This window comes from Novosphingobium sp. PhB55 (genome assembly GCF_004368805.1).
GTDB lineage: Bacteria > Pseudomonadota > Alphaproteobacteria > Sphingomonadales > Sphingomonadaceae > Novosphingobium.
The window spans coordinates 76789-101441 of the sequence record NZ_SODQ01000007.1; the positions used below are offsets into that span (position 1 = coordinate 76789).

27 protein-coding genes are annotated in these 24653 nt (G+C 66.6%); 14 read left to right on the forward strand and 13 right to left on the reverse strand.

The features are described from left to right. Nucleotides 1–27: 27 nt before the first annotated feature. The 4 genes from arsC to EDF57_RS17860 all read right to left on the reverse strand — a co-directional run bounded on the left by arsC (nucleotide 28) and on the right by EDF57_RS17860 (nucleotide 3786). On the reverse strand, nucleotides 28–372 hold the full coding sequence (gene arsC / locus EDF57_RS17845; protein ID WP_132265116.1) for an arsenate reductase (glutaredoxin): 345 nt from the start codon (nucleotides 370–372) through the stop codon (nucleotides 28–30). After that, complete coding sequence (locus EDF57_RS17850; protein WP_132265117.1) at nucleotides 369–953, reverse strand: (2Fe-2S)-binding protein; 585 nt, start codon at nucleotides 951–953, stop codon at nucleotides 369–371. The genes arsC and EDF57_RS17850 overlap by 4 nt, the downstream gene beginning before the upstream one ends. A gap of 111 nt (nucleotides 954–1064) precedes the next feature. After that, complete coding sequence (locus EDF57_RS17855) at nucleotides 1065–3026, reverse strand: TonB-dependent receptor (RefSeq protein ID WP_134095435.1); 1962 nt, start codon at nucleotides 3024–3026, stop codon at nucleotides 1065–1067. 67 nt (nucleotides 3027–3093) lie between these two features. Further along, nucleotides 3094–3786 carry a fumarylacetoacetate hydrolase family protein gene (locus tag EDF57_RS17860; RefSeq protein WP_134095238.1) on the reverse strand — a complete coding sequence of 231 codons (693 nt, stop codon included), beginning with the start codon at nucleotides 3784–3786 and terminating at the stop codon, nucleotides 3094–3096. A 155-nt stretch (nucleotides 3787–3941) separates the two neighbouring features. Between EDF57_RS17860 and EDF57_RS17865 the strand changes: the two genes are divergently transcribed. Further along, the gene (locus EDF57_RS17865; protein WP_208324903.1) at nucleotides 3942–4451 is read left to right on the forward strand and encodes a YqgE/AlgH family protein; all 510 of its coding nucleotides are present in this window, start codon (nucleotides 3942–3944) and stop codon (nucleotides 4449–4451) included. 38 nt (nucleotides 4452–4489) lie between these two features. On the opposite strand, the gene EDF57_RS17870 is transcribed toward EDF57_RS17865, so the two are convergent. The 5 genes from EDF57_RS17870 to phaZ all read right to left on the reverse strand — a co-directional run bounded on the left by EDF57_RS17870 (nucleotide 4490) and on the right by phaZ (nucleotide 8995). Next, entirely contained in the window at nucleotides 4490–5104 is a 615-nt protein-coding gene (locus EDF57_RS17870; protein WP_243841134.1) for an NTP transferase domain-containing protein, read from the reverse strand. Continuing rightward, nucleotides 5101–6096, reverse strand: a complete 996-nt coding sequence (locus tag EDF57_RS17875; protein WP_132265125.1) for an XdhC family protein — start codon at nucleotides 6094–6096, stop codon at nucleotides 5101–5103. Before EDF57_RS17875 ends, EDF57_RS17870 begins: the two co-directional genes overlap by 4 nt. 18 nt (nucleotides 6097–6114) lie before the next feature. Further along, nucleotides 6115–6729 (reverse strand): TetR/AcrR family transcriptional regulator, encoded by a 615-nt coding sequence (locus tag EDF57_RS17880; protein WP_132265127.1) that lies wholly within the window; start codon nucleotides 6727–6729, stop codon nucleotides 6115–6117. A 91-nt stretch (nucleotides 6730–6820) separates the two neighbouring features. Continuing rightward, nucleotides 6821–7366, reverse strand: a complete 546-nt coding sequence (locus EDF57_RS17885) for a murein L,D-transpeptidase catalytic domain-containing protein (protein WP_243654168.1) — start codon at nucleotides 7364–7366, stop codon at nucleotides 6821–6823. Nucleotides 7367–7750: 384 nt separating this feature from the next. After that, nucleotides 7751–8995 (reverse strand): polyhydroxyalkanoate depolymerase, encoded by a 1245-nt coding sequence (gene phaZ / locus EDF57_RS17890; protein ID WP_134095240.1) that lies wholly within the window; start codon nucleotides 8993–8995, stop codon nucleotides 7751–7753. A 272-nt stretch (nucleotides 8996–9267) separates the two neighbouring features. On the opposite strand from phaZ, the gene EDF57_RS17895 reads away from it, so the two are divergent. The 8 genes from EDF57_RS17895 to ribA all read left to right on the forward strand — a co-directional run bounded on the left by EDF57_RS17895 (nucleotide 9268) and on the right by ribA (nucleotide 18681). Then, a complete protein-coding gene (locus EDF57_RS17895) occupies nucleotides 9268–11166 on the forward strand; it encodes an ABC transporter transmembrane domain-containing protein (RefSeq protein WP_132265131.1) in 1899 nt (632 codons plus the stop codon). 129 nt (nucleotides 11167–11295) lie between these two features. Continuing rightward, nucleotides 11296–13443, forward strand: coding sequence for a M13 family metallopeptidase (locus tag EDF57_RS17900; RefSeq protein WP_134095241.1), 2148 nt, complete (start codon nucleotides 11296–11298; stop codon nucleotides 13441–13443). Nucleotides 13444–13626: 183 nt separating this feature from the next. Next, nucleotides 13627–14439, forward strand: coding sequence for an undecaprenyl-diphosphate phosphatase (locus tag EDF57_RS17905; protein ID WP_132265135.1), 813 nt, complete (start codon nucleotides 13627–13629; stop codon nucleotides 14437–14439). A 15-nt stretch (nucleotides 14440–14454) separates the two neighbouring features. Then, a complete protein-coding gene (ppk2, locus tag EDF57_RS17910) occupies nucleotides 14455–15261 on the forward strand; it encodes a polyphosphate kinase 2 (protein ID WP_134095242.1) in 807 nt (268 codons plus the stop codon). Nucleotides 15262–15405: 144 nt separating this feature from the next. Further along, nucleotides 15406–15573 carry a 50S ribosomal protein L33 gene (gene rpmG, locus EDF57_RS17915; protein WP_039391223.1) on the forward strand — a complete coding sequence of 56 codons (168 nt, stop codon included), beginning with the start codon at nucleotides 15406–15408 and terminating at the stop codon, nucleotides 15571–15573. A 60-nt stretch (nucleotides 15574–15633) separates the two neighbouring features. Then, nucleotides 15634–16305, forward strand: coding sequence for an outer membrane lipoprotein carrier protein LolA (locus EDF57_RS17920; RefSeq protein ID WP_134095243.1), 672 nt, complete (start codon nucleotides 15634–15636; stop codon nucleotides 16303–16305). A 490-nt stretch (nucleotides 16306–16795) separates the two neighbouring features. Next, nucleotides 16796–17584 carry an exodeoxyribonuclease III gene (gene xth, locus EDF57_RS17925; RefSeq protein WP_132265141.1) on the forward strand — a complete coding sequence of 263 codons (789 nt, stop codon included), beginning with the start codon at nucleotides 16796–16798 and terminating at the stop codon, nucleotides 17582–17584. Between the two features lie 47 nt (nucleotides 17585–17631). Continuing rightward, complete coding sequence (ribA, locus tag EDF57_RS17930; protein WP_243841135.1) at nucleotides 17632–18681, forward strand: GTP cyclohydrolase II; 1050 nt, start codon at nucleotides 17632–17634, stop codon at nucleotides 18679–18681. Between the two features lie 159 nt (nucleotides 18682–18840). On the opposite strand, the gene EDF57_RS17935 is transcribed toward ribA, so the two are convergent. From EDF57_RS17935 to EDF57_RS17950, 4 genes are all read right to left on the reverse strand, one after another. Continuing rightward, nucleotides 18841–19797 carry a right-handed parallel beta-helix repeat-containing protein gene (locus EDF57_RS17935; protein ID WP_134095244.1) on the reverse strand — a complete coding sequence of 319 codons (957 nt, stop codon included), beginning with the start codon at nucleotides 19795–19797 and terminating at the stop codon, nucleotides 18841–18843. A 76-nt stretch (nucleotides 19798–19873) separates the two neighbouring features. After that, nucleotides 19874–20470: a hypothetical protein gene (locus tag EDF57_RS17940; protein WP_134095245.1), complete on the reverse strand. Its 597-nt coding sequence runs from the start codon at nucleotides 20468–20470 to the stop codon at nucleotides 19874–19876. Next, nucleotides 20467–20688 (reverse strand): toxin-antitoxin system HicB family antitoxin, encoded by a 222-nt coding sequence (locus tag EDF57_RS17945; protein WP_132265147.1) that lies wholly within the window; start codon nucleotides 20686–20688, stop codon nucleotides 20467–20469. Before EDF57_RS17945 ends, EDF57_RS17940 begins: the two co-directional genes overlap by 4 nt. 13 nt (nucleotides 20689–20701) lie before the next feature. Continuing rightward, nucleotides 20702–21613: an SPFH domain-containing protein gene (locus EDF57_RS17950; protein ID WP_132265149.1), complete on the reverse strand. Its 912-nt coding sequence runs from the start codon at nucleotides 21611–21613 to the stop codon at nucleotides 20702–20704. A 277-nt stretch (nucleotides 21614–21890) separates the two neighbouring features. Here EDF57_RS17950 and EDF57_RS17955 point away from each other — a divergent pair, with 277 nt between their 5' ends. The 5 genes from EDF57_RS17955 to EDF57_RS25560 all read left to right on the forward strand — a co-directional run bounded on the left by EDF57_RS17955 (nucleotide 21891) and on the right by EDF57_RS25560 (nucleotide 24440). Further along, nucleotides 21891–22076, forward strand: a complete 186-nt coding sequence (locus tag EDF57_RS17955) for a DUF465 domain-containing protein (protein WP_132265151.1) — start codon at nucleotides 21891–21893, stop codon at nucleotides 22074–22076. A gap of 84 nt (nucleotides 22077–22160) precedes the next feature. Next, nucleotides 22161–23138, forward strand: a complete 978-nt coding sequence (locus EDF57_RS17960; protein WP_134095246.1) for a TerC family protein — start codon at nucleotides 22161–22163, stop codon at nucleotides 23136–23138. Nucleotides 23139–23258: 120 nt separating this feature from the next. Next, complete coding sequence (locus EDF57_RS17965) at nucleotides 23259–23807, forward strand: pseudouridine synthase (protein WP_134095247.1); 549 nt, start codon at nucleotides 23259–23261, stop codon at nucleotides 23805–23807. 180 nt (nucleotides 23808–23987) lie between these two features. Continuing rightward, nucleotides 23988–24257 (forward strand): translation initiation factor IF-1, encoded by a 270-nt coding sequence (gene infA / locus EDF57_RS17970; RefSeq protein ID WP_132265156.1) that lies wholly within the window; start codon nucleotides 23988–23990, stop codon nucleotides 24255–24257. Between the two features lie 33 nt (nucleotides 24258–24290). Then, the gene (locus EDF57_RS25560) at nucleotides 24291–24440 is read left to right on the forward strand and encodes a hypothetical protein (protein ID WP_165921373.1); all 150 of its coding nucleotides are present in this window, start codon (nucleotides 24291–24293) and stop codon (nucleotides 24438–24440) included. The last annotated feature ends 213 nt before the right edge of the window (nucleotides 24441–24653 follow it).

The following is a 24653-nucleotide window of genomic DNA, read 5'->3' on the forward strand; positions in this document are numbered from 1 at the left end:
CGAGCGTCGGCCAATGTTACGTGGGGATTACAGAATCTCGTGGACCTTTTCCTGAGGACGACAAAGCCTGGCGCCTCTTTCGGTTTCCACGAGGGGACGTTCGATCAGCGCCGGCTCGGCGGCCATGGCCGCCAGGACGGTGGCATCGTCGGCATCGGGAAGGCCGCGCTCGGCCGCATCGGTGCCGCGCAGGCGCAGGCCCTGCTGCGGCGTGATGCCGGCATCGCGGTAGAGTTGCGCCAGCTTTTCCGCCGAGGGCGGGGTCTTGAGATATTCGATCACCGCGACCTCGACGCCCGGCGTTTCCTCAAGGACGGCCAGGGTCTTGCGCGAAGTGCCGCATTTCGGGTTGTGCCAGATGGTTGCCTTCACGGGCGCTTCTCCTGTTGTGCCTGGGATGTCGGTGTGGACGCCGGTTTCAGGGGCGCCATGGCCGGAACCGCCCGCGCGGCATCCCGCGGGGCGATGCCCGGAGCCGGGGCGGCGCTGATGGTTTCCTCGCGCCGCATGACCCGGCCGGCGCGCTGGACGGCGGCGACCAGGCGCGGATAGACGCCGCACCGGCAGAGATTGGGGAGCGCCTCGCGAATCTCCGTCTCGCTGGGATTGGCATTGCGGGCGAGCAGCGCGGCGCCGCCGATGACGATGCCGGGCGTGCAGAACCCGCACTGGATCGCCTGTTCGGCGACCATGGCCTGCTGCATCGGGTGCGAGCGGTCGGCCGAAAGCCCTTCGATGGTGGTGACGAAGCGCCCCTCGCACTCGCCCAGTGTCACCAGGCAGGCGCGCAAGGCGCCGCCATCGACCAGGACCGTGCAGGCGCCGCAGTCGCCCACGCCGCAGCCATATTTCGTGCCGGTCAGATTCGCTCCGTCGCGCAGCGCCCAAAGAAGCGGGGTCTGCGGGTCCATGGCGATTTCGACCGGGTGATCGTTGACGGTCAGGCGCGGCATCCGGCCTCCTTATGCGTGCAGGCGCCGCTGCGCCAGTGCGCGCCGTGCGACGGGCCGGTGCTCATGCACGGCCTGTCGTGCCGATTGCGAATCGCGCCGCACCGATCGCCCTCAACGAAGCGCCACGCGCAGACCGGCCCAGAACGTGCGCGGGGTGCCAAGATCGATCGAGCCGTCCTGGTTGCGGGTGACGATGGTCTCGTCCGTCAGGTTCTCGGCGCGCAGGACGACGGAGACGGGACCGGCCACAGGCAATTGCACATAGCCGTCCAGCGTGGTCGCGGCCGGAAGCACGTATGTTTCCAAATCGTCCTCGTACTGGGCGCCGACATGGCGCAGCGTCGCCGCCAGGCGCCAGCCCTCGCGCGGGAGCCAGGCGAGCGTGGCGCTGGCGGCGAATTTCGGGGTCTGGGCGGGCCGCAGGCCGTCGAGATCGGGATCGTCCGCCCTGACCTTGGCGTCGGTCCAGGCCAGCGAACCGTCGAAACGCACCGTGCCGAGGTCCAGCGCCGCGCTGGCTTCCAGCCCGCGTGCCTGGACCGCGTTCACGTTCTGCCGCTCGCGCGTGTTGGTGGCCACGGTGACGTTGGCGACGGCGTCCTTCACCTTGTTGTCGAAGGCGGTGAGCGACAGGGTCAGCGCCGCAAGCGGCTGGATGTCGATCCCCGCTTCATAACCGCGCAGGCGTTCGGGCTTGAGAGCCGCATTGGCCTCGGTGGTGACCGGGAAGACCACGAACGGGCGGTAGAGTTCGTTGAGCGTGGGCAGGCGCATGCCGGTATAGGCCGCGGCGCGCAGGCTCACGGCCTTGCCGGCGTGCCAGACCAGACCGGCGCGGCCGTTGCCCATCCAGCCGGAGCGATCCGCATAGGAATCGTTCTCGGTCACGGCGCCGGTGGGGCTGACCGAGCGGTAGAACCCGTTGCGGATCGTCCAGCGGTCGGCGCGGCCACCCGCGGTGAGCACGAGCTTGCCCAGGGTCCAGTCGTCCTCCGCATAGAAGCCGAGGTCGGACTGGTTGCCGCCGGCGCGGCGCACCGCCGTGAAGGCGCCGCTGGCGTTATAAGGCAGTTCCAGCAGCTTGCCCTCGGTCAGGCGCAAGTCGCTGCCGATTCGCAGGACGTGATTCTCGCCCACCGGCGGGCGCAGTTCGGCCTTGCCGCCGATGGCCGTGGTGGGGGTGCGATGTTGGTCGAGCGTCTTGCGATAGGTGCTCGAACTGATGACCACGTTCGAGAAGTCCTGCGCCTGAACGTAGCCGATCACGTCGAACTGCCACGCGCCCCGGCCGACCAGCCGCAGCGAGGCCTGCTGGCCGTCCGAGGTGGAATCCGCCCCCTTGAAGCGGAGCGTACGCGCATCGCCATAGGCCAGCGCGGCGGCCTGCAGTTCCACCGTATCGCTCATCGGCGCGACGGCGCGGAGCGAGGCGGACCAGCTATCATAGGCGGCGCGGGCGGAAGCGGGGACGCGCTGGTCCCGGGGTGTGGTCCAGAAGCCTTCGCCCCGGTCCCACTGCACGCTGGCGACGAGGAAGCCTGCGCCCAGTTTCGGTGCGACCGTGGCCGAAGCCTGGGTCTCGCCGCGATCGTTGACGAGCGCCGAGCCCTGGAACATGCCGATCTGGTCGGGACCCGCACTGGTCATCTCGATGGTGCCCGCCACCGCGCCCGATCCGAAGGCGCCCGATCCGCCGCCGCGCGTCACCCGGATCGCGGAGAGCCGCTCGGGTGCGATGGCGCTGAAGGGAATATAGCCGAAGAACGGGTTCGCGATCGGTACGCCGTCCAGCAGCACGAGCGTGCGGCTGGAGGCATTGCCGCCCAGCGCGCGCAGCGTGGCGCCTTGCGAGGAGGGATTGGCTGAGCGGCTGTCCGAGCGGCGGAACTGCGCGAAACCGGCGACCGCGTTCAGCACGTCCTCGATCCGGCCCGACGCGCTGGAAATCACCGCGTCGCGCTCGATCGTCTCGACATCGTAGGCCGGGGTGGCCGGCCCCGATTCGAGGCCGTGTCCGGTGACGACGATCGGTGTGCCGGGCGTCTGGCCGGCGTCGGCGGCCTCTTCGGCCATGGCGGGGGCGGTGAACAGGACGGCGCAGCCCGCCAGCCATGCGGCGCGGTGGTGAGGACGGGTCACGTCAGGCGGGATCGATCGCGAGCACGACCGGCTCCAGTCCCTCGACGCGGCCTTCCAGCCGGTCGCCCGGCGCGACGGGGCCGACGCCGGCAGGGGTGCCGGTGTAGATGAGGTCGCCGGGGGCGAGGTGATAGAGGCGGGAGAGGTCGGCGATCAGCTCGGGCAGGCTCCAGATCATCTCGGAGAGCGGGGCTTCCTGCTTCGTCTCGCCGTTCTTCGCGAGCGAGATGCGCTGCTCGCCCGGCTGGCCGAAGGCTTCGGCGCGGGTGATCGGGCCGATGACGGCGCCGTTCTCGAAGTCCTTGCCGGTGTCCCAGGGATAGCCCTTGGCCTTGGCGGCGTTCTGGAGGTCGCGCCGGGTCATGTCGAGGCCGCAGGCATAGCCGTAGACCAGGTCCATGGCCTGTTCGGCCGCCAGTTCGAAGCCATGGCCGCCGATGGCGACGACGAGTTCCATCTCGTAATGGCAGTCCTGCGTGCCGGGCGGATAGGCGATGGCCGTGCCGGAATGGCAAAGCGCGGCCGGGGTCTTGGTGAACCAGATCGGCGCCTCGCGGTCCACGGCATTGCCGAGTTCGCGCGCATGGGCGGCGTAGTTGCGGCCGACGCAGAAGATGCGGCGCACCGGGTAGCGGGCTTCTTCCCCGAGAACGGGGACGGCGGGGACTTCGGGCAGTTCGAACAGCAGGCTCACTCGCGATTTCCTCCCTTGCTTGGCGGCGAGGCATAAAGCGCGATTCCCGCCGGGAAAAGTGCAAGCGGCTTGCCGTCCCCTGCGAAGGGCTTACATTTGCCCCCGTGACCGAGAAACAATTCCTTGCCGGGCGACTCCTTCTGGCGATGCCGGGCATGTTCGATCCCCGCTTCGACCACAGCGTGAGCGTACTTTGCGTGCATGACGAGAACGGCGCACTGGGCATCGGCATCGGCCGGCTGCGCGAAGGCGTCCGCTTCCACGAAATCCTCGACGAGCTGGGCATCGACCCTGGCGTCGCGCCGGATTGCGAAGTGCACGAGGGCGGGCCGGTGGAGCCGGGGCGCGGGTTCATTCTTCATTCCACCGAATGGGGCGGCAGCGATACGATCGAGGTGCATCCGCTCTGCGCCTTGTCGGCCTCGATGGATGTGCTGCGCGCGATCGCCGAGGGGCGGGGGCCGGAGCGCTGGCTGATGTCCCTGGGCTATGCCGGCTGGGCGCCGGGCCAGCTCGAAGGCGAGATGCGGCAGCACGGCTGGTATGCGGCCGATCCGCATCCGGAGATCCTGTTCGATACCGCGGTGGATCACCGCTGGACCGCGACCTGGCGGGCCGAGGGTATCGATCCCGCGCTGCTGTCGAGCCAGACCGGCAGCGCCTGAGCATGGGATGGCGCGGCCTGATCCGCGCCGTTCCCGTGTCAGGTGCCGGGTGAGGGCTTGACCGGCCGGCTCGTCAGCGCCGAAAGATCTTCCGGGCGATCGATGTCGAGATGGATCGCGGCATCGTCGCTCTCCACGAACACCACATCGTCGAGTCCAAGCCGCAACCGGTCCCGCAGCAACCGGCCAGCGCCCTGATCGCCCGTAAGCGCGGCGATTTTGGGAAACAGGCGGGAAGACAGCAGCGCCGGATGACCGGGCCGACCGCCGTGACGGGGCAGGGCGGCAATGCCTCCTCCGATCGCCGATGCCAGCTGCGATGCCGTGCCGTGAGGCACGCGCGGCATGTCGCCCAGGAACACGAAGACCTGCTCGGCCTCGTCCAGCGCGGCGATTCCCGCCTTCAGCGATTCGGACAGCGCGTGGCTGTCGATCCGCAGCACTTCCACCGGCGGTCCTTCCGGCCAGGCGCCGCAGTCCAGCCCCGGCCGCGCCACGACGAGGACGCGGGCCACCGGCGCGGCGCGGGCGGCGCGGATGGCGTGGAACAGCAGCGGCTCGCCATCGAGCGGGGCCGAGAGTTTGTCGCCGCCGAACCGGCGCGAGGCCCCGGCGGCCAGCACCAGTGCCGCCAAAGTGTCGGGGCGCTTCACGCGCGTTCGTGGGCGGGGTTCAGCGCCTGCATGATTTCCGCGACGATCCCGGTGGCCACTTCCCAGGGCGATTTGCCGAGCCCGGCGACGCCTGGCGAAAGGTTCAGCCTTGCCAGTTCCCCGGGCGTTGCGCCTGCCGCTTCCAGCGCGGCCAGACGCGCCCCGGCGCGGGACCTGGCGCCGATCATGCCCACATAGCCGGCCCCGCCCCGGAGCGCAGCAAGGCAGCCGCCGAGGTCGTGATGATCCTCGTGCGTGGCGCCGAGATAAGCGGTCCAGCGGTCCACCCCAAGCTCGGCCAGTGCCGCTGCCGGCTCGGTGCGCAGATAGCGGGAGACCGCGAAGGGCGGCGGTTCGTGCGGGCCGTCCGGGCGCAGAAGGATCGTCTCGAACTGGGAAAGCGCGGCCAGTTGCGCCGCGGCCAGGGCGCCGGGGTCGCCGCCGGAGACGATCAGCCGGCGCGGCGGATCGTAGCGGCGCGCCAGCGAGAACGGGGCCTCGTGCAAATCGAGCAGGGGGCCGCGGTCCGGCGTGACCTGCTGCGTCTTGCCGTCGCTGTGCCAGCGGCAGGCGCTGCGCGCTTCGGCATGGTGCAGCACATCGCCGGCCGCGGCCGAGTCCGGCGCGAGCCGCTCGACCAGGACGTGGAGTGCGCCGCCGCAGCGCAGGCGAATGTCGATCCAGGGGCTGCCCGCTCCGTAGTGGAGGTGCCGGGGCATGCCGTCCGCCAGCACATGCGCGGCATGGCTGGCGACATCGCCTTCGATGCAGTCTCCCGAGAAATAGCCGCTGGCGGCGATCGCCTCTTCCGGTCCGCCCGGCTCAACGAACAGCATCTGCGCGCCGGGACCGCGCGGGGCGCTGCCTTCAACTTTGTAAAGCGTGGCGAGGGCGGCCGGGCGGCCGCGGCGGCGGGCTTCCGCCAGCGGCGCGCGGATATCGTCCACCCAGCCGAAGAGCGGCCAGTCCGCGCCTTCGATCTCGCCGCTCATGGGATCATCCCAATATCGTCATTCTGCTGCCGCCGCCGGGCGCGCCCGTGTTTCGACATGGTCGCCGACCAGCGGGGCGATGACCAGCCTGTGCAGGATGCGGCCGACATCCGCGGCGCTCTGGTCCTGGCCCTTGGTGAGCCACCAGGCGAGAATGTCTATGGTGGAGCCGGTGCCGTGCACCACGCCCAGGTCCTGCGGCAGCCAGTCGGCCGGGCGGGCCACGCCTTCGATCAGGCCGCGCGCCTGGCGAATGAATTCGTCGCGCACGATGGCCGCCGCGCCGCCGCCCAGGAGGGCAGACCACAGCGCCTTGTGCTCGCCGACGTAAGTGCAGAGCGCCAAGGTGGATTCGTAGCTGTTGGCATTGTGAAGGAGCGGGATGGAGAGCGCCAGCAGACCGGCGATCTCCTCGGAGGCGACATCGCCCAGCAGCGCTTCCTTGGTGGGGTAGTGCCGGAAGAAAGTGGCGTAACCGGTTCCCGCCCGCGCCGAAATCTCGCGGATGGTGATCTGGTCGAAGGCCTTTTCCTCCAGCAGGCACAGCATGGCTGCGTTGAGCGCCTTGCGTGAGCGCACCTGCCGCGCATCGGTGGGCGCGTCTTTCCTGAATCCCGCGAGATTTCCGTCCATGAACGACCCGTAACACCCTGCCTCAAGGGTGTCTAATCCACCGCACCCGACTTCGGTATGGCGGATTTCGGCATGCCGTGATGAACGGGATTCAGTATTCGCCGATTCGGTCCGCGAAGAGCAGGCGGCCGCCCGAAAGGTGCCAGAGCGCCTCATTGAAGTCGGTATTGCTCATGGCGAAGCAGCCCTCGCTGCGGCCGAGCTTGCCCCATTTCTCGATCATGGCGGCATCGACGTACCAGGCCGGATGCATCACGATCGCGCGTTCCAGCGCCATCGAGTTGTCGTTGTCCAGCCCCTTGAGGCGGATCGAGGTGCCGTACTTGCCCGAATACCACTCGCAAGTGAGGAAGGCCCCGCGCGAGGTGGCTTCGGAGCCGGGCATGTTGGAAAAGCTCTGCAGCCAGCCGCTGTGCATCGGGTCCGACCCGCGGCCATGGGCAAGCAGGAACGAGCGCACGGTGCCCGCCTCGATATTGGCGAAATGAAGACGCGGCTTCCAGGAGGGCTGGGCGAAATCGGCGATGCCGACCAGGTCATGGCGCCAGATCTGCGTGCCAAGGCGCTGCACCTGGCGGGATGCCACGTCCAGCACGCGGCGCTGGTAGGGCGTAAGGGCGCTCGGCACCGCGCCCATGCCGATCGGAGCTGCTCCTGCAGGGCCGATTTGCACTCCGGCAGGACCGATCTGTCCTGTCGCTGTTCCTACCAGATTTTCTGCTGCCAGCACACGCGATGGCAATGCAAGGCTTGCGCCTGCCACCAACCCGCCCATGAGGACAGCACGCCGACCCAACGTCTGTTCCATACCGGTAAGTTAACCTAATCGCGGGGAACTTTCCAGCGCGATTGTCGGATCGGTTCCCGCCAGGGGTGCGGGTTGCCGCAAGCGCCAACCGCCTTGTCGTTAAGGACGATTCGCGCTGTGGATAGGGCGGGGAACCGAAGTCGCCCGCCCTTCAAACGTTTTGAACGGGTTCGCGAACCAGCCCTGAAAGCGGGCCCGCGAACCCGCGATTCGTCAGGCTGCGGTCTTGGCCGGCTTGCGCGCGTGCTGGCGCATCCAGTCTTCCAGCACCGGGGCGATGCGGGTGCGCCACTTGCTGCCGTTGAAGATGCCGTAGTGGCCGACATTCTCGGCCAGCAGGTACTTCTTGCTGTCATCGGGCAGGTGCGTCGCCAGCTTGAGCGCGGCCTTGGTCTGGCCGATGCCGGAAATGTCGTCGCGCTCACCCTCGACGGCCAGCAGCGCCGTGTCGCGGATCGCCGAAGGATCGATCCGCTCGCCGCGATGGACGAATTCGCCCTTCGGCAGCGAGTGCTTCTGGAAGACGTGCTCGATGGTCTGGAGGTAGTAGTCGGCGGTCATGTCGCAGACCGAGCGATATTCGTCGTAGAAGGCCTTGGTGGATGCCGCGCCTTCGCCGTCGCCGGAAACCAGGTGCTTGAACATGCCGTAATGGCTCATCATGTGGTTGCCGAGGTTCATGGCCATGAACCCGGCGAGTTGCAGGAAGCCCGGATAGACCCGGCGCCCGGCGCCCGGATAGTTCAGCGGGACGGTGGCGATGACGTTGTTCTCGAACCACGAGAGCGGCTGCTGCATCGCCACGTCGTTGACGCTGGTGGGCGCCTCGCGGGTGTCGACCGGGCCGCCCATCATGGTGAGCGTGGCGGGGCGGCAGGGATGCTCCTGCTTGCCCATGATCGCCGCGGCCGCGAAAGCCGGGACGGAGGGCTGGCATACGGCGAGCATGTGCGCGCCGGGGCCGATGTGTTCGAGGAAGCCGATCACATAGTCGATATAGTCGTCCAGATCGAAGCGGCCGGCATCGGCCGGCACCAGCTTCGCGTCGGCCCAATCGGTGATGTAGACCTCGCAGCTTTCCAGCATGCGGGCGACGGTGCCGCGCAGCAGGGTGGCGAAGTGGCCGCTCATCGGCGCGACCACCAGCAGCTTCGGCGCGTCCTTGGCCAGTCCGGGGTGCGTGAAGCGGATCAGGTCGCCGAAGGGGCGGCGCAGCACGATCGATTCGGTGACGGGGTAGGACTTGCCGCCCGTGGTCACGTTCTCGATGTCGAAGGCCGGCTTTCCGCGCGGGGCGGCGGCATGGGCGAAGACGTCCAGCGCCGAGGCCATGACCGGGCCGAATCCGAAATAGCCCATCGGCAGGGCGGGGTTCGAGAGAAGTTCGGCACCTACCGAAGCCCAGGCGGCGGCCCCGCTCAGCATGGTGCGCTGCAATTCGTAGGCGTTGTAAAGCAAAGTGCGTCTCCCGGACGGCGAAGCGACCCCGGCCATCCTGCGTGGTTATCAACGCCATTTGATACCGAATCGTTGCTTGTGCAATGCGGCATAAACGAAATCGCGCGCAGCCAGGTGGCCCAGCGCGGCGATCATGCTGATCGTAAAGGCGCATTTCATACACCTTTTCCTCAAGCCGGGGACGCGATAAGAGCCCGTTCGACCATTCCGGCACCTGCCGGTCCGAAAACGCTCCGGTGGGGACGTTTTCCAAGGAAAAGTTAAGGGCGCGCATGGATGCCAATGCGGGGCAGGCACGGCCGCCCGAGAACGAGAACGCTGCAACGGGCCAGGCGACCCCCGCCGCAGGGGCCGGCAGCGCCGAAGCGCGCGGTCCGGAAGCAGGCAAGCGCCCGCGCAGCCTGGGCGCATTGCGCATGGTCTGGCGCGAACTGTTCCACTACCCCGGCCGCATGGCCGTGGCCGGGCTTTCGCTGCTGACCACGGCCACTTCGACTCTCGCGATCCCTTACGGTTTCCGCCAGATCGTCGACCAGGGTTTCGCGGAAGGCGCGGATCCGGCGGCGATCCGCTGGTGGTTCATCATGCTGCTGGGCGTGGTGATCGTGCTTTCCGTGGCGACGGCGGTGCGCTTCTACAGCGTCTCCTGGCTAGGCGAGCGCGTCGTGGCCGACGTGCGCCTGCGCGTGCAGCGCCATCTGCTGACGCTCTCGCCCAGTTTCTTCGAGGAAAACAGCCCCAAGGAAATCGCCTCCCGCATGACGGCCGATACCGCCATCGTCGAGACGGTGGTGAGCACCACGGTCTCGGTGGCGCTGCGCAATGCGATCATGGCAGCAGGCGGAGTGGCCTATCTCTTCGTACTGGCCCCGCACCTGACGCTGGGCCTGGTCGTCGCGATCCCGGTGGTGATCCTGCCGATTGCCGCCTTCGGCCGCCGCCTTCGCGCCGTTGCCCGGCAGAGCCAGGACCGCGTGGCCGATATCGGCGCCACCACCAGCGAAGTCTTCGGCGCCTTGCGCGTGGTCCAGGCCTTCAACCAGGAAGGGCGCGAGATGGAGCGCTTTTCCGGCGCGGTCGAACGCACGTTCGAAACCGGCAAGCGCCGCATCGCCTTGCGCGCGGTGATGACGGCGGTGATCATGTTCCTGATCTTCGGTTCGATCACCGTCATCATGTGGCGGGGCGCGATCGGCGTGGCCGAGGGGTCGATCACCGGCGGCACGATCGCCGCCTTCGTGGTGACGGCGGGCATCGTCGCCGGCGCTTTCGGCTCGCTCACCGAAGTCTACGGAGACCTCGTGCGCGGGGCCGGGGCGGCCAGCCGCCTGGCCGAGCTGCTGAGCGAACATCCCACGATCTCGGCGCCCGCGCGTCCGCTGACGCTGCCTTCGCCCGGCCGCGGCAAGCTCGCCTTCGAGCGCGTGACTTTCCGCTACCCCTCGCGCCCGGAAATGGCGGCGCTGCACGATTTCACCCTGTCGATCGAGCCGGGCGAGACCGTGGCCATCGTCGGCCCTTCGGGCGCCGGCAAGTCGACGCTGTTCCAGTTGGCCGAGCGGTTCTATGATCCTCAGAGCGGGGCCATCAAGATCGACGGCGTGCCGCTGACTTCGGCCGATCCCTCGGAGATCCGCCAGCGGATCGCGCTGGTGCCGCAGGAAGGCGTGCTCTTCGCGGCCTCCGCGCGGGACAACTTGCGCTATGGCAACTGGCAGGCCGACGATGCGGCCATCTGGCAGGCGGCCGGCGCCGCCAATGCGGAAGGCTTCCTGCGCGAGCTGCCGCAAGGGCTGGACACTTTCCTGGGAGAAGACGGCGCGCGCCTCTCCGGCGGGCAGCGCCAGCGCATCGCCATTGCCCGCGCGCTCCTGCGCGATGCGCCGATCCTGCTGCTGGACGAGGCGACCAGCGCGCTCGATGCCGAAAGCGAGCGGCTGGTGCAGGATGCGCTCGAACGCCTGATGGAGCACCGCACCACCCTGGTGATCGCGCATCGCCTGGCCACGGTGCGCAAGGCCGACCGGATCGTGGTGATGGACGGCGGGCGCATTGCCGAGCAGGGCACGCACGAGAGCCTCAGCCAGGCCGGCGGGCTCTATGCCCGGCTGGCGTCGCTCCAGTTCGATTCCGACGCAGTGGCCGCTTTCTCCCGTTCGACGAACGGCTGACTCACCCCGACGAACTGCATTTCAGGGCTGGCATTGCCGAATATGGCAATTATGTTGCGCCATCATCGGTGGGCCGTTCCGGCCTGTCGCCAGACCGTTCGTGTCATGCAATTCAGAAAGGGTGGGACCATGACCCGCATTCTCGGCCGGGTGCTCGCTTCGACGGCGCTCGCTACCGCACTCAGCTTTTCCGCCATGCCGGCCCTGGCCGATGCACCGGCCTCCTCGGATCCGATGCAGATCGATCCGGCGAAGATGGACTGGGGCAAGTCCGGCATCCAGACCCAGTGGCAGGACCCTGCCGCCAAGGCCGGCGCGGACTTCGACAAGTTCGTGAACGGCAAGTGGGAAGCCGCCGTCGTGCTGCCGGCAGACCGCACCAACTGGGGCTCGTTCACGGCGCTGCGCGACCTTTCGGAACAGCGCGTGCACGGCATCATGGACGGCCTGATCGCCTCGAAGCCCGCCGCCGGCACCGATGCCGCCCGTGTCGAGGCAGCCTATGCCGCCTTCATGGACGTGGATGCCATCAACAAGGCCGGCCTCGCCCCCGCGCAGCCTTATCTTGAGCGCATCTTCGCCGCCAAGACGCCTGACGACCTGATGAAGATCTTCGCGGCGCCCGGCTATGCCTCGCCGCTCGGCGCCTATGTGACCGCCGATGCCAAGCAGAGCGACGTCAATGCCTTCGAAGTCGGTGTCGGCAGCCTCGGCCTGCCCGACCGCGACTACTACCTGAAGAACGACGCCCGCTCGCAGGACTTGCGCGCGAAGTACCTTGATTACCTGACCTTCGTGCTCGGCAAGGCCGGTTATGCCGACGCCGGATCGGCCGCGAAATCGGTGCTCGCGCTCGAAACCCGCCTGGCGAAGGCCCAGTGGGACCGCGCTGCCAGCCGCGACCCGGACCTCACTTACAACAAGCTGACGGTCGCCGAGTTCGAAGCGCTCGCCGCGCCTGGCCTGATGCGCACTTTCGTCGAGACCATGGGCGCCGGCAAGGCTGCCTATATCATCGTCGACCAGATGCCGCCGACGGCCGAAGAGCTGAAGGCCGCCCGCATCGATCCCGCCAAGGCGCAGACGCTGTTCGGCGGCGGCGTGCCGGAAGTGGGCAAGCTGATCTCCGAAGTGCCGGTGGCCACCTGGCAGGCCTGGCTCGCCGCGCATTTCCTGCGCAGCAATGCCTCGGTCCTGCCCACCGACATCGATGACGCCACTTTCGCCTTCTACGGCAAGACCATGAGCGGCCAGCCCGAGCAGCGGGCTCGCTGGAAGCGCGGCGTTGCGGCGGTGGAAGGCATGGCCGGCGAACTGGTCGGCAAGATCTACGCCGAAAAGTACTATCCGCCCGAAGCGCAGGCGGCGATGACCGACCTCGTCTCCAACTTGCGCAAGGCCATGGCGGTGAACCTCCAGAGCCTCGCGTGGATGGGCCCGGAAACGCGCAAGGAGGCCGAAGCCAAGCTCAACGCCTTCACGCCCAAGATCGGCGCCCCGGCGAAGTTCAAGGAATACGAAGGCCTGACCTTCTCGGCCACCGATCCGCTCGGCAACGCCATCGCTGCGGGTTCGTGGGAGAACGACGACCAGATGAAGCGCATCGGCCAGCCGGTCGACAAGACCGAATGGTTCATGCTGCCCGAGACGGTCAACGCCTACTACAACCCGCCCTATAACGAGATCGTGTTCCCGGCCGCCATTCTCCAGCCGCCGTTCTTCAACGTCTCGGCCGACCCTGCGGTCAACTATGGCGGCATCGGCGCGGTGATCGGCCACGAAATGGGCCACGGCTTCGACGACCAGGGCGCCAAGTCCGACGGCACCGGCAACCTTCGCGACTGGTGGACCCCGGCCGACAAGGCCAACTTCCAGAAGCTGCAGGACAAGCTGGAAGCCCAGTACAACAGCTTCTGCCCGTTCGACGAGGGCAAGACCTGCGTCAACGGCAAGCTGACCATGGGCGAGAACATCGGCGATCTCGGCGGCCTCAGCCTCGCCTACCGCGCCTACAAGCTTTCGCTGAACGGCAAGGAAGCCCCGGTGATCGACGGCCTGACCGGCGACCAGCGCTTCTTCATGGCCTGGGCGCAGGTATGGCGCAGCAAGTACCGCGAGGAATCGGTACGCCAGCAGCTCATCACCGACCCGCATTCGCCCGCCCATTACCGCATCAACGGCATCGTTCGTAACTTCGACGAATGGTACAAGGCCTTCGGCGTGAAGCCCGGCGACGCTCTTTACCTCCCGCCCGCCGAGCGCGTGCGCATCTGGTAAGGAAACTGTAAGAAAACAGGGCTCGGTCGGATAGCGACCGGGCCCTGAATTCTTCTGGCGAACTTCGCCGTGCGCTGCATTTGGTCCAAAACGCGCCAAACCGTATTTTCTGAACGACTATAGGTACTAGAGAGCCGCGCAGCGGGTTGACTTGGCCGGTGCGTCCGGCATGACCTGCGGCCCATGAGCCTCACCCTTACCGCGATCCTCCTCGGCATTGTCGAGGGCCTCACCGAGTTCCTGCCCGTCTCCTCGACCGGCCATCTCATCCTCGCCACCCGCCTGTTCGGCTATGACGCCTCGCAGTGGGCGACGTTCAACATCGTCATCCAGCTCGGCGCGATCCTGGCGGTCATCGTCCAGTTCTGGCGCACGTTCTGGGCCGTGGGCATGGGCCTGCTCAAGCTCAATCCCAACTCGATCCGTTTCGTGCGCAACGTGCTGCTGGCGTTCATTCCCTCGGCCGTGCTGGGCCTGCTGCTCAATAATTACATCGAGGGACTGCTGGGCGAACCTGCCGTGGTCGCCTGGGCGCTTATCATCGGCGGCATCGCCATCCTGGGGATCGAGAAAGTGGCCAAGCCCGGTCCGCTGACCGGCGTTTCCGAGCTTCCCGCCATCAAGTGCATCGGCGTAGGCTTTGCGCAGTGCCTGGCGATGGTTCCGGGCGTCAGCCGTTCGGGCGCGACGATCATGGGCGCGCTGTCGATGGGTATCGAGCGCCGCACGGCGGCCGAATTCAGCTTCTTCCTTGCCGTGCCCACGATGGTCGGCGCGACGACGCTGGAACTGCTCAAGCACCACGAGGAGCTGATGGCCGGCACCGGCCCGGTGGGCTGGGGAGAGATCGGCGTCGGCTTCGTCGTCTCGTTCGTGGTGGCCCTGGTGGTCATCAAGGCCTTCATGGCTTTCGTGAGCCGCTCGGGCTTTGCACCGTTCGCCTGGTATCGTATCGTGGCGGGCGCACTCGCACTCTTCCTGCTTTCGCGGGTCTGATCAGGGATTTACGCCATGGCCGAGGACGATCACAAGAAACTCGGCCAGAAACTGGGGCGCAAGGACTACGAAAGGCAGCTTGAGCCGATGCTGGAGGAGCTGGTGGGCATGGCCCGCTGGGCCTCCGCCACCGGCGCCCGCATCGTCGTCCTGTTCGAGGGACGCGATACGGCGGGCAAGGGCGGGGCGATCAAGGCCGTCGGTGGCCAGCTCAATCCGCGCCAGTGCCGCACCGTGGCGCTCACCGCGCCCAGCGAGCGCGAACAGGGCCAGTGGTACTTCCAGCGCTATGTCGAGCATCTGCCCACCCGCGGCGAGATCGTGCTGTTCGACCGCAGCTGGTACAACCGCGCCGGCGTGGAAAAGGTCATGGGCTTCGCCACCGGCTCCGAAGTGAAGCGCTTCCTCAAGCAGGTCCCGGTGTTCGAGCGCATGCTCGTCGACGATGGCATCCTGTTGTTCAAGTACTGGCTGTCCTGCGACCAGGAGAAGCAGGAGGAGCGACTCCACGAACGTCTCGACGACCCGCTGAAGCGCTGGAAGCTCTCGCCGATCGACGTCGCCGCGCGCGAAAAGTACGAGGAATACACCAAGGCGCGCGAGGCGATGCTCAAGGCCACGCACAAGAAGCACGCGCCGTGGACGGTGGTGGACTTCAACGACCAGCGAATCGGCCGCCTCACCCTCGTGCGCGACCTGCTGGACCGGCTGCCGGACACCAAGGTCGAGCCGCAGACGATCAAGATGCCGAAACTGAATCACGCGCCGTACAACGAGAAATTCGGCGTTCTGAAGCCGATCGAGCCGTTCGACACGGAGTGAATCAAGCCTCTTCCGCTTGACTTTTGCCTGTCACTATCGCATGGGCCGCAACCTTGAGGGGCGGCGCTCGATTGCCGCCCTGAAATTTTTCAACGGAACGCCGGCCGGCCAGGGCGGCTGAAACGAGAGATACAGGAAACCGCCATGGCGAAGCCCGCAACCGTCAAGATCCGTCTTGTCTCGACCGCCGACACCGGCTTCTTCTACGTCACGAAGAAGAACCCGCGCAACACGACCGAGAAGATGAACTTCCGCAAGTACGATCCCGTCGTGCGCAAGCACGTCGAGTTCAAGGAAGCCAAGATCAAGTAAGGTTCTTCGGAACCTTACAATTCAGGGGCGGTTCAAGCCTGCAAACCCAATGGGAGCATTATGAACCGCACCTTCAAGATCTTTCGCTCTTGCGTAGGCGCGGCCAGCCAGGTTTTTCTTGGCGCGGCCGCGTTTTCCGTTCCTGCCCTCCTTCCGGCGACGCCCGCGCTCGCGGCCCCGTCCGCCGATGCGGCGCAGTTGAGCCAGGCCGTCGAAGCGCTGCGCGCGATCTCGACGATGAAGGCCAACTTCGTCCAGACCGACCGTAACGGCCAGAGCTTGACCGGCGAACTGACGCTCATGCGTCCCGGCAAGATCCGCTTCCAGTACGAGAAAAGCGCCCAGATGCTGATCGTCAGCGATGGCAAGGCGCTGACCATGATCGACTACTCGGTGAAGCAGGTGCAGCGCTGGCCGATCAGCAACAGCCCGCTCGGCGCGCTGCTCGATCCCAAGCGCGATGTCGCCAAGTACGGTTCGGTCAAGCAGACCGGCAATCCCAATGTCGTCAGCATCGAGGTCCGCGATCGTTCGCATCCCGAATATGGCGTGATCACCCTGATCTTCACCCGCAAGGCGTCCGCGCCCGGCGGGCTTGAGCTGACCTATTGGGTCTCGCTCGATTCGCAGAACAAGCGCACCACGATCTCGCTGTCGAATCAGCGCTACGGCGTTCCGGTCTCCGACAACGATTTCCGCTGGAACGATCCGCGTCCCCGCAACCGCCGATAGTTCTCGTCGATAAGGGGGAACGCTTGGTCGCGAGTTGCCCGCTGGCTGCGACGGAATGCGACACTTTTCTGAATTCCGTTCACTTGGCAGCAAGCCAACAGCGCCTAGATTGAAATGGTCAGAGCGGCTCGAGGCGGGTTTCCCCCCTGTTGCCCACGCCTCCACAAGGGTCCTCTGATTTAGCGTGACGAACGCTTACATGAACCCTCGGTCCTCTGCCCCCGGACCGAGGGTTTTTGTTTTTCGGGCTGCCTTTTCCGCCCGGCGGGGCTGCGCCAAGAATTACTGGGCGCCACCGCTCTGCGCTTCCGGTGCTCACGGCCATTAAGGCCGCTGCGCTCCGGTTCTCGATCGGCAGCATTCTCGCTCCCGCCGGACGAAAAAATCAGCCCGAAAAAGCGACGCAATTTTCTCTTTCGATGGAAGGCGGCAGCAGTGTTTTCGCTGGCGCCTCTGGCAATTGCGGGGCGCCATGCCTAAAGCCTGCGGCATGAAGATTGCCACCTGGAACATCAATTCGGTCCGCCTTCGCATCGATCAGGTCGAGCGGTTTCTGACCGAACAGTCGCCCGACGTGCTCTGCCTTCAGGAGATCAAGGTCGCCGAGCATCTCTTCCCGCACGATATGTTCGAGCGACTCGGCTATACCCACCGCGCGATCCACGGGCAGAAGGGCTACCACGGCGTGGCCACCGTCAGCCGCGTGCCGTTCACCGAGTTCAGCCGCTACGACTGGCAGGACAACGGAGAGGCGCGCCATGTGGGCGTGGAGCTTCAGGGCGCCGGGCAGGGCATGATCCTGGAGAACGTCTACATCCCCGCCGGCGGCGACATCGCCGACCGCGAGGTGAACCTGAAGTTCGGCCAGAAGCTGGACTTCCTCGAACGCATGACGCGCTGGGCCGACAAAGTGGACCGGCCGACGCTGATCGTGGGCGACTTCAACATCGCCCCGCTCGAATCGGACGTCTACAACCACAAGGCGCTGCTCAAGGTCGTCAGCCACACGCCGATCGAGGTGGAGACACTGGCGCGCTTCCGCGATGCCCATGGCTGGGTCGACCTCGGCCGTGAATTCATTCCCGCGCCCGAGCGCAACTATTCCTGGTGGTCCTACCGCAGCTACTGGCGCCAGAAGGACCAGGGCCGCCGGCTCGATCACATGTGGGCCTCACCCGACCTGGCGAAGCAGGCCCGCGCGCACAGCTTCGTCGAGGAAACGCGCCGCTGGGAGCAGCCGAGCGACCACGTCCCGCTGATCACCGAGTTCGAACTCTGAGCGCCGACGCACCCGGGAAGGCGCTGCCTTCCGCAGGTGCCCGCCGCGTGGCGCTGGCGCTCGATGCGCTGCGCCATGGCTGGCCGGTGCGGATGGGGCCGGAAGGCGAGGGAAGCGGCGCCGTCCTGCTTCCCGCCGAGACCGGCTTCGCGCCGGGTTTCACGGCGCCGCGCATGCTGATCTCCGCTGCCCGCGCTGTCACGCTCAAACTGGCCAACCAGCGCGAAGCGGCCGTGCCCGAGGCGCCGGTGCTGATCCGCGCGGCAGAGCCCTTCGATCTCGAGACCGCCCGCGCCGTGGCCGACCCCGCGCTTGACCTTGCGCATCCCATGAAGGGGCCGTTCGCGGCCGAGCACATCGGCGACATGGACATGGCGCGAACCGCCATGGAGCTGGCGCGACTCGCCGGCATCCTGCCCGCCTTCCTCGTGGCGCCCGACATCGGGGGGGAAGCGCAGACGGTTGCTCCCGCCGACCTGGCCGAGTGGAAGGACACCAGCCGCCTGGTGGTGGCCTCGCGCGCGCGCCTGCCGGTGGCGGCCTGCGAAGAGGCGGAGATCGTCGCATTCCGCGCGCTGGATGACCTGCGCGAGCATGTCGCCTTGGTGATCGGTACCCAGGACGGCGACCGGGCACCGCTGGTGCGGCTCCACTCGGAATGCCTGACCGGCGACATTCTCGGTAGCCTCAAGTGCGATTGCGGCCCGCAGCTGGACGCCGCGCTGCGCGCCATGGCCGAGGAAACGAAGCAGGGTGGTTGGGGCGTGCTGCTCTATCTGCGGCAGGAAGGCCGCGGCATCGGCCTCGTCAACAAGCTGCGGGCCTATAGCCTGCAGGACCTCGGCTACGACACGGTGGACGCCAACAACCGCCTGGGCCTGCCCACGGAGGCGCGCGATTTCCCGGTGGCGGCCCGGATGCTCGAACTGCTGGGCGTCTCGGCGATCCGGCTCATGACCAACAACCCGGCCAAAGTCGCGGCGCTGGAAGGTGTGGGCGTTGAGGTGGTGGAGCGCGTACCGCACCAGCTGCCGCCGAACCCGCACAATGCCCGCTACCTCGACACCAAGCGGGACCGGACCGGGCATATATTGTAAGCGTCCGGAGCGCGCGCTCGGTTACCTGACATGGCCCCGGCCTGACTTCCGGTCAGCAAACGGAACCCGGGCCAGCGGCCCGCACCACCCGACACGCTCGTAATTACGGATCGAGGCGCGCGCTTGTCCCCCCGGTCGCCGGTCCAGCGCAAATGGCGTTCAGCGCTTCTCGAACCCGGCGATTCCCGTGCCCAGGGTGTTGCGGCCGATCTTCAGCGGCTCGCCGGACCAGTCCGCCACGAAGGCGCTGTTGCGGTCGATGCCGGGCGCGAAACGGGCATTGTTTCCTTCCACCGCCAGCCCCGCCGAAGGGTGGCTGCGGTGCTCCGCGGCTACGGCGATGAAGGCGGAGTAGTTCTCCTTGTCGCGCCCCTGCACGAACCAGTTGCCGGCAATGCGCCCGGTGGCGCCTTCGGGAAGGTCGATCATGTAATTGGTCGCGCGGCCGGCGGAATCGTCGAAGCTGGAATCCGTGATCTCGACGTGCGCCGCGCGGCTCTTGACATAGTGGCCGCCGGTTCCCGCCTCGAAGCGGCTGCGGGTGATCGTGAGCGCGCCGTAATTGCCGATATAGACCGCGTGCGCGCAGCCTGAGCCTTCGCAGGTCCCGAGGCGGGTGAACGTCGACTTGTCGATACGGATCGAACCCTGGGGATCCTCGCCGCTGAGCAGGCCCTGTTCGCTGTCGCGGAACCAGGCCTGCGACACCGAGAGGTCGCCGTGTTCGAGCCGCACGCCCGCGCCGTTCTTGTCGGGCACGCGGATATTGGCGAAGACCATGCCCTCGATCCGGGCAGCGCGCCCGCGCAGCACCAGCGCCGCCTTGTCTTCGCAGGCCTTGCCGTCGAGCACGGACTGGCCGGGGACCTGGGCCTGGTACGTGATCTCGCCCTTGCTCTGCACCGCGCAGTCGGAAAAGCGCAGCGAGGCGAAGCGGATCGTGCCGCTGCCGTCGCCGATGGCATCGACCGCGTCCTGCAGGCGGGTGAAGCCGCGCCCGGTTTCCGCCACCGTATAAGGCGCATTGTCGGCAGCCTGCCCGAACGAGACGGCGGCGGGAGCGGCCGCGAGCAAGGGGATGCCAAAGGCGAGGGCGAGTCGGGCGGAACGGTTCATGCGGGAGGTCTAGCGTCTTCGCGGGGCAACGCAGGCGCCCGTTTCGCTGCGTCCCACAGCGGGACAAGCCCCGGTGCTATCGTTGCCCCGGTCCGCGCTTGCCCCGGCGGGGTGGTTTCGGCAGCGCCTTCAGGTCGATCATCTCGCTGCGACTGAGGATCCAGAACACCATGACCGCCGACCAGAACAGCACGATCAGCGAAAAGCCGATCCCGATCGGCAGGACGCTTTCCGGAAAGCGCAGGAGCAGCCAGGCCAGGCAGAGGCTCATCGGCAGGAGGGGAATCGTCCAGGCGGCGAGTGCGAACCATCCGGCCCGGCCGCGCGGCTGGCAGGTGAATTTCAAGCCGCTTCGATAACACAGGAACAGCGTGTCCTGGTCGGATGTCCTCGCCGCCTCCGCCAGGCTGGCCTCGGCCGTGGCTGCAGCCGCCCTGCGGCGCGTATGCCGGTGCGACACGACCAGAAAGACGGCAGTGGCCGCCAGAAACAGCGCGAAGGCCAGAGGCCGGCTGCCAGCCGAACCGGAATGCATGAGCACTTTCGTCCCCGCCAGCGCCCCGAAATAGGCGGCCAGCAACAGCCAGCCCTGCCAGGCGATTGGCAGGCCGACTCCGATACCGAAGCGCTTGGGTGCGAACCAGGCGCCGTCGTCGAGCGATTCGTGCATCATGCCTCGTCCTCCGTTTCTTCCGTCGCCGTGGGCGGGCGTCCCCGGCGTGCGGGCTCGCTGACATCCACTTTGAGACCGCGCCGGGAAAGCGCCTCGCGCAGGAGTACTTCGACCTGGGCGTTGACCGAGCGGAAATCGGCCGCGGCGCAGCGTTCCAGCGCTTCGTGAAGCGCTGGATCCAGCCGCAGGGCGAACGCTTTCTTGCCGGGACTCGCCATCCGCCCGGTCGCCTTACTGGTAGAGCGTGCCGGTATTGACGACCGGCTGGGTGTCGCGCTCGCCGCAGAGCACGACCATCAGGTTCGAGACCATGGCGGCGCGGCGCTCGTCGTCGAGTTCGACCACGTTCTTTTCCGAGAGCTGCGAAAGCGCCATCTCGACCATCGAGACCGCGCCTTCCACCAGCTTGCGCCGCGCGCCGATCACGGCTTCGGCCTGCTGGCGGCGCAGCATGGCGCCGGCGATCTCGGGCGCGTAGGCCAGGTGGGTGAGGCCGCATTCGTCCACCGTGATGCCGGCCACGCGCAGGCGTTCGATCAGTTCGGCGCGCAGTTCCGCGTTCACTTCGGCATGGCTGCCGCGCAGGGTGATCTCGGCATCCTCGACATCGTCATAGGCATAGCGCGAGCCGATCGAACGCACGGCGGCCTCGATCTGCACGTTCACGAAGGCCTTGTAGTCGTCCACGTCGTAAAGCGCCTGGGCCGTGTCGGCGACGCGCCAGACCACATTGGTGGCGATCTCGATCGGATTGCCGCGCAAGTCGTTAACCTTGAGCTTTTCGGACACGACATTGTTGGCGCGCACGGAGATCTTGCGCTTGGCCATCCACGGCCAGACCCAGCGCAGCCCCGCAACCCGGTCCGTGCCGCGATAGGAGCCGAACAGGGTGATGGCCGCCGCCTGATTCGGCTGGATCATGTAGAAGCCCGCGGCGATCAGCACTTCGGCGGCGATGGCCGGGACGATGAAGGCGAAGATACCCAGGACTCCGCCCGGTGACGGGTCGATGCCGGCCAGCGAGAACAGCGCCAGCAGGATCGCGGCCATGATCCCCAGGAAGATCAGCAGCATGAAGTAGCCGTTCATGCTGGAGCCTGTGGATTCCCTGGAGGAATTCATCGGAAGGTGCGACTCGGCCATCGGGCGTGTCCTTGTTTAAAGTGATATCACATTAATATCAAAGGCGCACAATTGGTCAAGCAGGGTTGAAAATCGCACGGGCGGCGTCTATGTCGGGATTGCGGGCCGGGCCCCTCTGGCGCGGCGTTCTTGTCCTGGAACGCCTCGTGATGTCGGACCGCATCGGGTGAAACCGATGCAGGTTCCAGGGGCTCAATCCAGCCCGTACAGCTCAGGCAACAGGATACCTGTCAGGCTCACCCGATCGAACCCATTTCCGTTCGATAGGGATTTTACGATGACCGACATTATGTTCCGTATGCTCGAGCGACACCAGAAGCTCGACGCCCTGCTGCGCCTCGCGCAGGGCAGACGCTCTCCCGATCCTTTCGAGATCGCGAAGCTGAAGAGACTGAAACAGGAGTTCAGGGGCAGACTCGCGCGGTTGCTACTCCCCCCAGCAACCGTTGCAGGCAGTCTGTAACCCTCGCGCCGGCGCGTTTCCCCCCATTTTCGCGCCGGCGCTTCCTGTTTTGCCCAGGTTTGGGCCGCGTTTCGGGAGTGTCCCGTGGATTTTCTCTTCTATGACCTGCTGGGTACGCCGGCGTGGTTCTGGCTGGCATTCGCCGGCCTCGTTTTCGTATTGACCGCCTTCGACCTCGGCTTCCTGCACAAGGAGGACCGGGAAATGGGCATTGGCGAATCGCTGAGGCTCTCGGTGTTCTACATCGCCATCGCCATGGCTTTCGGCGGCTGGGTGTGGTGGGCCAAGGGTTCCGAGGACGGCATCGCCTACTTCACCGGCTATTTCATCGAGAAGGCGCTTTCGATCGACAACGTCTTCGTGATCTCGATGATCTTCGGTTTCTTCGCGATCGCGCCCAAGTACCAGTACCGTGCCTTGCTCTGGGGCATCATGGCGGTGATCGTGCTGCGCGGCCTGATGATCGCGGGCGGCGTGGCGCTCGTTTCCCAGGCGCACTGGGTGATGTATATCTTCGCGGCTTTCCTGGTCTTCACCGGCGTGAAGATGCTCTTTGCCAAGGAGCAGGACCCGGATATCGGCAACAACCCGGCGATCCGCTGGATCTCGCGCCACATGCGCGTGACCAAGGCGCATCACGGCGAGCACTTCTTCGTCCGCGAGCACAATGCGGCGGGCAGGCTCGTCTGGGCCGCGACGCCGCTGTTCCTGGCGCTGGTGGTGATCAACCTGGCGGACCTGGTGTTCGCGGTGGATTCGGTGCCGGCGATCTTCTCGATCACCACCGATACCTTCATCGTCTACACGTCCAACATCATGGCGATCCTGGGCCTGCGCGCGCTCTATTTTGCGCTGGCGGCGATGGTGCACCGCTTCCACTACCTGAAGTATGCGCTGGCCCTGGTGCTGGTGTTCATCGGGGCGAAGATCCTGGTTGCCGACTTCGTGCTGGGCGGGGCCAAGTTCCCGCCGCTCATCAGCCTGGGCGTGACACTGGCGCTGATCGCGGGCGGCGTGGGCTGGTCCTTGTGGAAGACACGCGGCGAACTGCCGAGCGCCTAGTCCGGATGGTCGGATTCCCGCCGGCCGCCGTCGGCCGCATGGTCGGCGGGGCCGGTTGGGGGGCGGGGCAGGGTGCCTTTTGCGAAGGACTCCGGTCCCGCTCGCTGCTAGAGCGCCGCGATGGCCCGCCTCATTCTCTTCAACAAGCCTTATGATGTCTTGTCGCAGTTCACCGATGCCCGATCGCCCACGCCGCGCGCGACGCTGTCGGACTTCATCGACGTGCCGGGCGTCTATCCCGCCGGGCGGCTCGACCGCGACAGCGAGGGGCTGATGCTGCTGACCGACGACGGCCGGCTCCAGTCGCGAATCTCCGATCCGCGCTTCAAGATCACCAAGACGTACCTGGCGCAAGTCGAAGGCGAGCCCGATGAGGCCGCGATCGCGGCGCTGTGCAAGGGCGTGATCCTGAACGACGGTCCGACTCGGCCCGCGCGGGCGCGCCGTATCGACGCGCCGCAGCTCTGGCCGCGCAATCCGCCGGTCCGGTTCCGCAAGACGGTGCCGGACTGCTGGATCGAACTGACCATCGCGGAAGGCCGCAACCGCCAGGTTCGGCGCATGACCGCCGCGATCGGCCATCCCACGCTGCGCCTCGTGCGGGACAGGGTGGGGGACTGGGCGCTTGACGGCCTGGCGCCGGGCGAGTGGCGCGAAGTCACCATTTGACGGTTGGTGTTGCAATTTCGCCGATATAGTCTATATCGGCCGAGCTACGTCGCCTGCGACGGGAACTTGCGGCTGCATTCCGGCAGCCACTCCTCCCCTTTACAGCTGCCTGGCCCTCAAGGCCGAAGCGTGCTTCGCGCGCGGCAGACTTGGGGCAACCCTTTTTTCGGACAGGATGCATTGGCCAAGGAAGAACTGCTGACCATGGAGGGTTTCATCGAAGAAATCCTTCCCGACGGACGTTTCGCTGTGGTGCTCGACAATGAGCATCGCATTATCGCTTACACCGCGGGCAAGATGCGCAAGTTTCGCATCCGCTCGGTCGTGGGCGATCGCGTGCACGTTGAAATGACGCCCTACGATCTGACCAAGGGTCGGATCGTGTTCCGCGAACGTACGCCTGGTCAGACCGGCGGCCCGCCGAAACGGCGCAGCAATTTCAAAAGATGACAGATGCGGCAGTGAGCCGCGAACAAGGAATACATGAACTACCATAAAGCGGACGCATTTGATCGCGTCCAATCCGTACCCCACCGCTTCTCGCTTCCTACCGTCGGTTTCCGGCGTGACGTGGAACCGGGAGCGCTCTCCAGGCAGGACCTGCGGCGCCTCGTCGCCGCCATGGTGGACTGACACCGCCCGACCTGGAACACAGGAAAAAACCCCCGCAGGCCGAAGCCTTCGGGGGTTTTTCATGTCTGGGGGGGATTCATGTCTGGGGCAGGCTTGCGGGCAGGGGAGAGAACCGGCTCCGCGGTTGCAGGCCGAGGCAAGGCTGTTGGATTCGTTTGTGCGGGTTTCCGCGCGAATCCTGCAGAGAGGCGGACGCGCAAGGGCGCGAACCGA

Coding starts and splice junctions, on each gene's coding strand:
- EDF57_RS17850 (WP_132265117.1), bottom strand. CDS start 953: ATGCCGCGCCTGACCGTCAACGATCACCCGGTCGAAATCGCCATGGAC.
- EDF57_RS17855 (WP_134095435.1), bottom strand. CDS start 3,026: ATGGCCGAAGAGGCCGCCGACGCCGGCCAGACGCCCGGCACACCGATC.
- EDF57_RS17865 (WP_208324903.1), top strand. CDS start 3,942: ATGTTCGATCCCCGCTTCGACCACAGCGTGAGCGTACTTTGCGTGCAT.
- EDF57_RS17875 (WP_132265125.1), bottom strand. CDS start 6,096: ATGAGCGGCGAGATCGAAGGCGCGGACTGGCCGCTCTTCGGCTGGGTG.
- EDF57_RS17880 (WP_132265127.1), bottom strand. CDS start 6,729: ATGGACGGAAATCTCGCGGGATTCAGGAAAGACGCGCCCACCGATGCG.
- EDF57_RS17885 (WP_243654168.1), bottom strand. CDS start 7,366: ATGGGCGCGGTGCCGAGCGCCCTTACGCCCTACCAGCGCCGCGTGCTG.
- EDF57_RS17895 (WP_132265131.1), top strand. CDS start 9,268: ATGGATGCCAATGCGGGGCAGGCACGGCCGCCCGAGAACGAGAACGCT.
- EDF57_RS17900 (WP_134095241.1), top strand. CDS start 11,296: ATGACCCGCATTCTCGGCCGGGTGCTCGCTTCGACGGCGCTCGCTACC.
- EDF57_RS17905 (WP_132265135.1), top strand. CDS start 13,627: ATGAGCCTCACCCTTACCGCGATCCTCCTCGGCATTGTCGAGGGCCTC.
- ppk2 (WP_134095242.1), top strand. CDS start 14,455: ATGGCCGAGGACGATCACAAGAAACTCGGCCAGAAACTGGGGCGCAAG.
- rpmG (WP_039391223.1), top strand. CDS start 15,406: ATGGCGAAGCCCGCAACCGTCAAGATCCGTCTTGTCTCGACCGCCGAC.
- EDF57_RS17920 (WP_134095243.1), top strand. CDS start 15,634: ATGAACCGCACCTTCAAGATCTTTCGCTCTTGCGTAGGCGCGGCCAGC.
- xth (WP_132265141.1), top strand. CDS start 16,796: ATGAAGATTGCCACCTGGAACATCAATTCGGTCCGCCTTCGCATCGAT.
- EDF57_RS17935 (WP_134095244.1), bottom strand. CDS start 19,797: ATGAACCGTTCCGCCCGACTCGCCCTCGCCTTTGGCATCCCCTTGCTC.
- EDF57_RS17940 (WP_134095245.1), bottom strand. CDS start 20,470: ATGATGCACGAATCGCTCGACGACGGCGCCTGGTTCGCACCCAAGCGC.
- EDF57_RS17945 (WP_132265147.1), bottom strand. CDS start 20,688: ATGGCGAGTCCCGGCAAGAAAGCGTTCGCCCTGCGGCTGGATCCAGCG.
- EDF57_RS17950 (WP_132265149.1), bottom strand. CDS start 21,613: ATGGCCGAGTCGCACCTTCCGATGAATTCCTCCAGGGAATCCACAGGC.
- EDF57_RS17955 (WP_132265151.1), top strand. CDS start 21,891: ATGACCGACATTATGTTCCGTATGCTCGAGCGACACCAGAAGCTCGAC.
- EDF57_RS17965 (WP_134095247.1), top strand. CDS start 23,259: ATGGCCCGCCTCATTCTCTTCAACAAGCCTTATGATGTCTTGTCGCAG.
- EDF57_RS25560 (WP_165921373.1), top strand. CDS start 24,291: ATGAACTACCATAAAGCGGACGCATTTGATCGCGTCCAATCCGTACCC.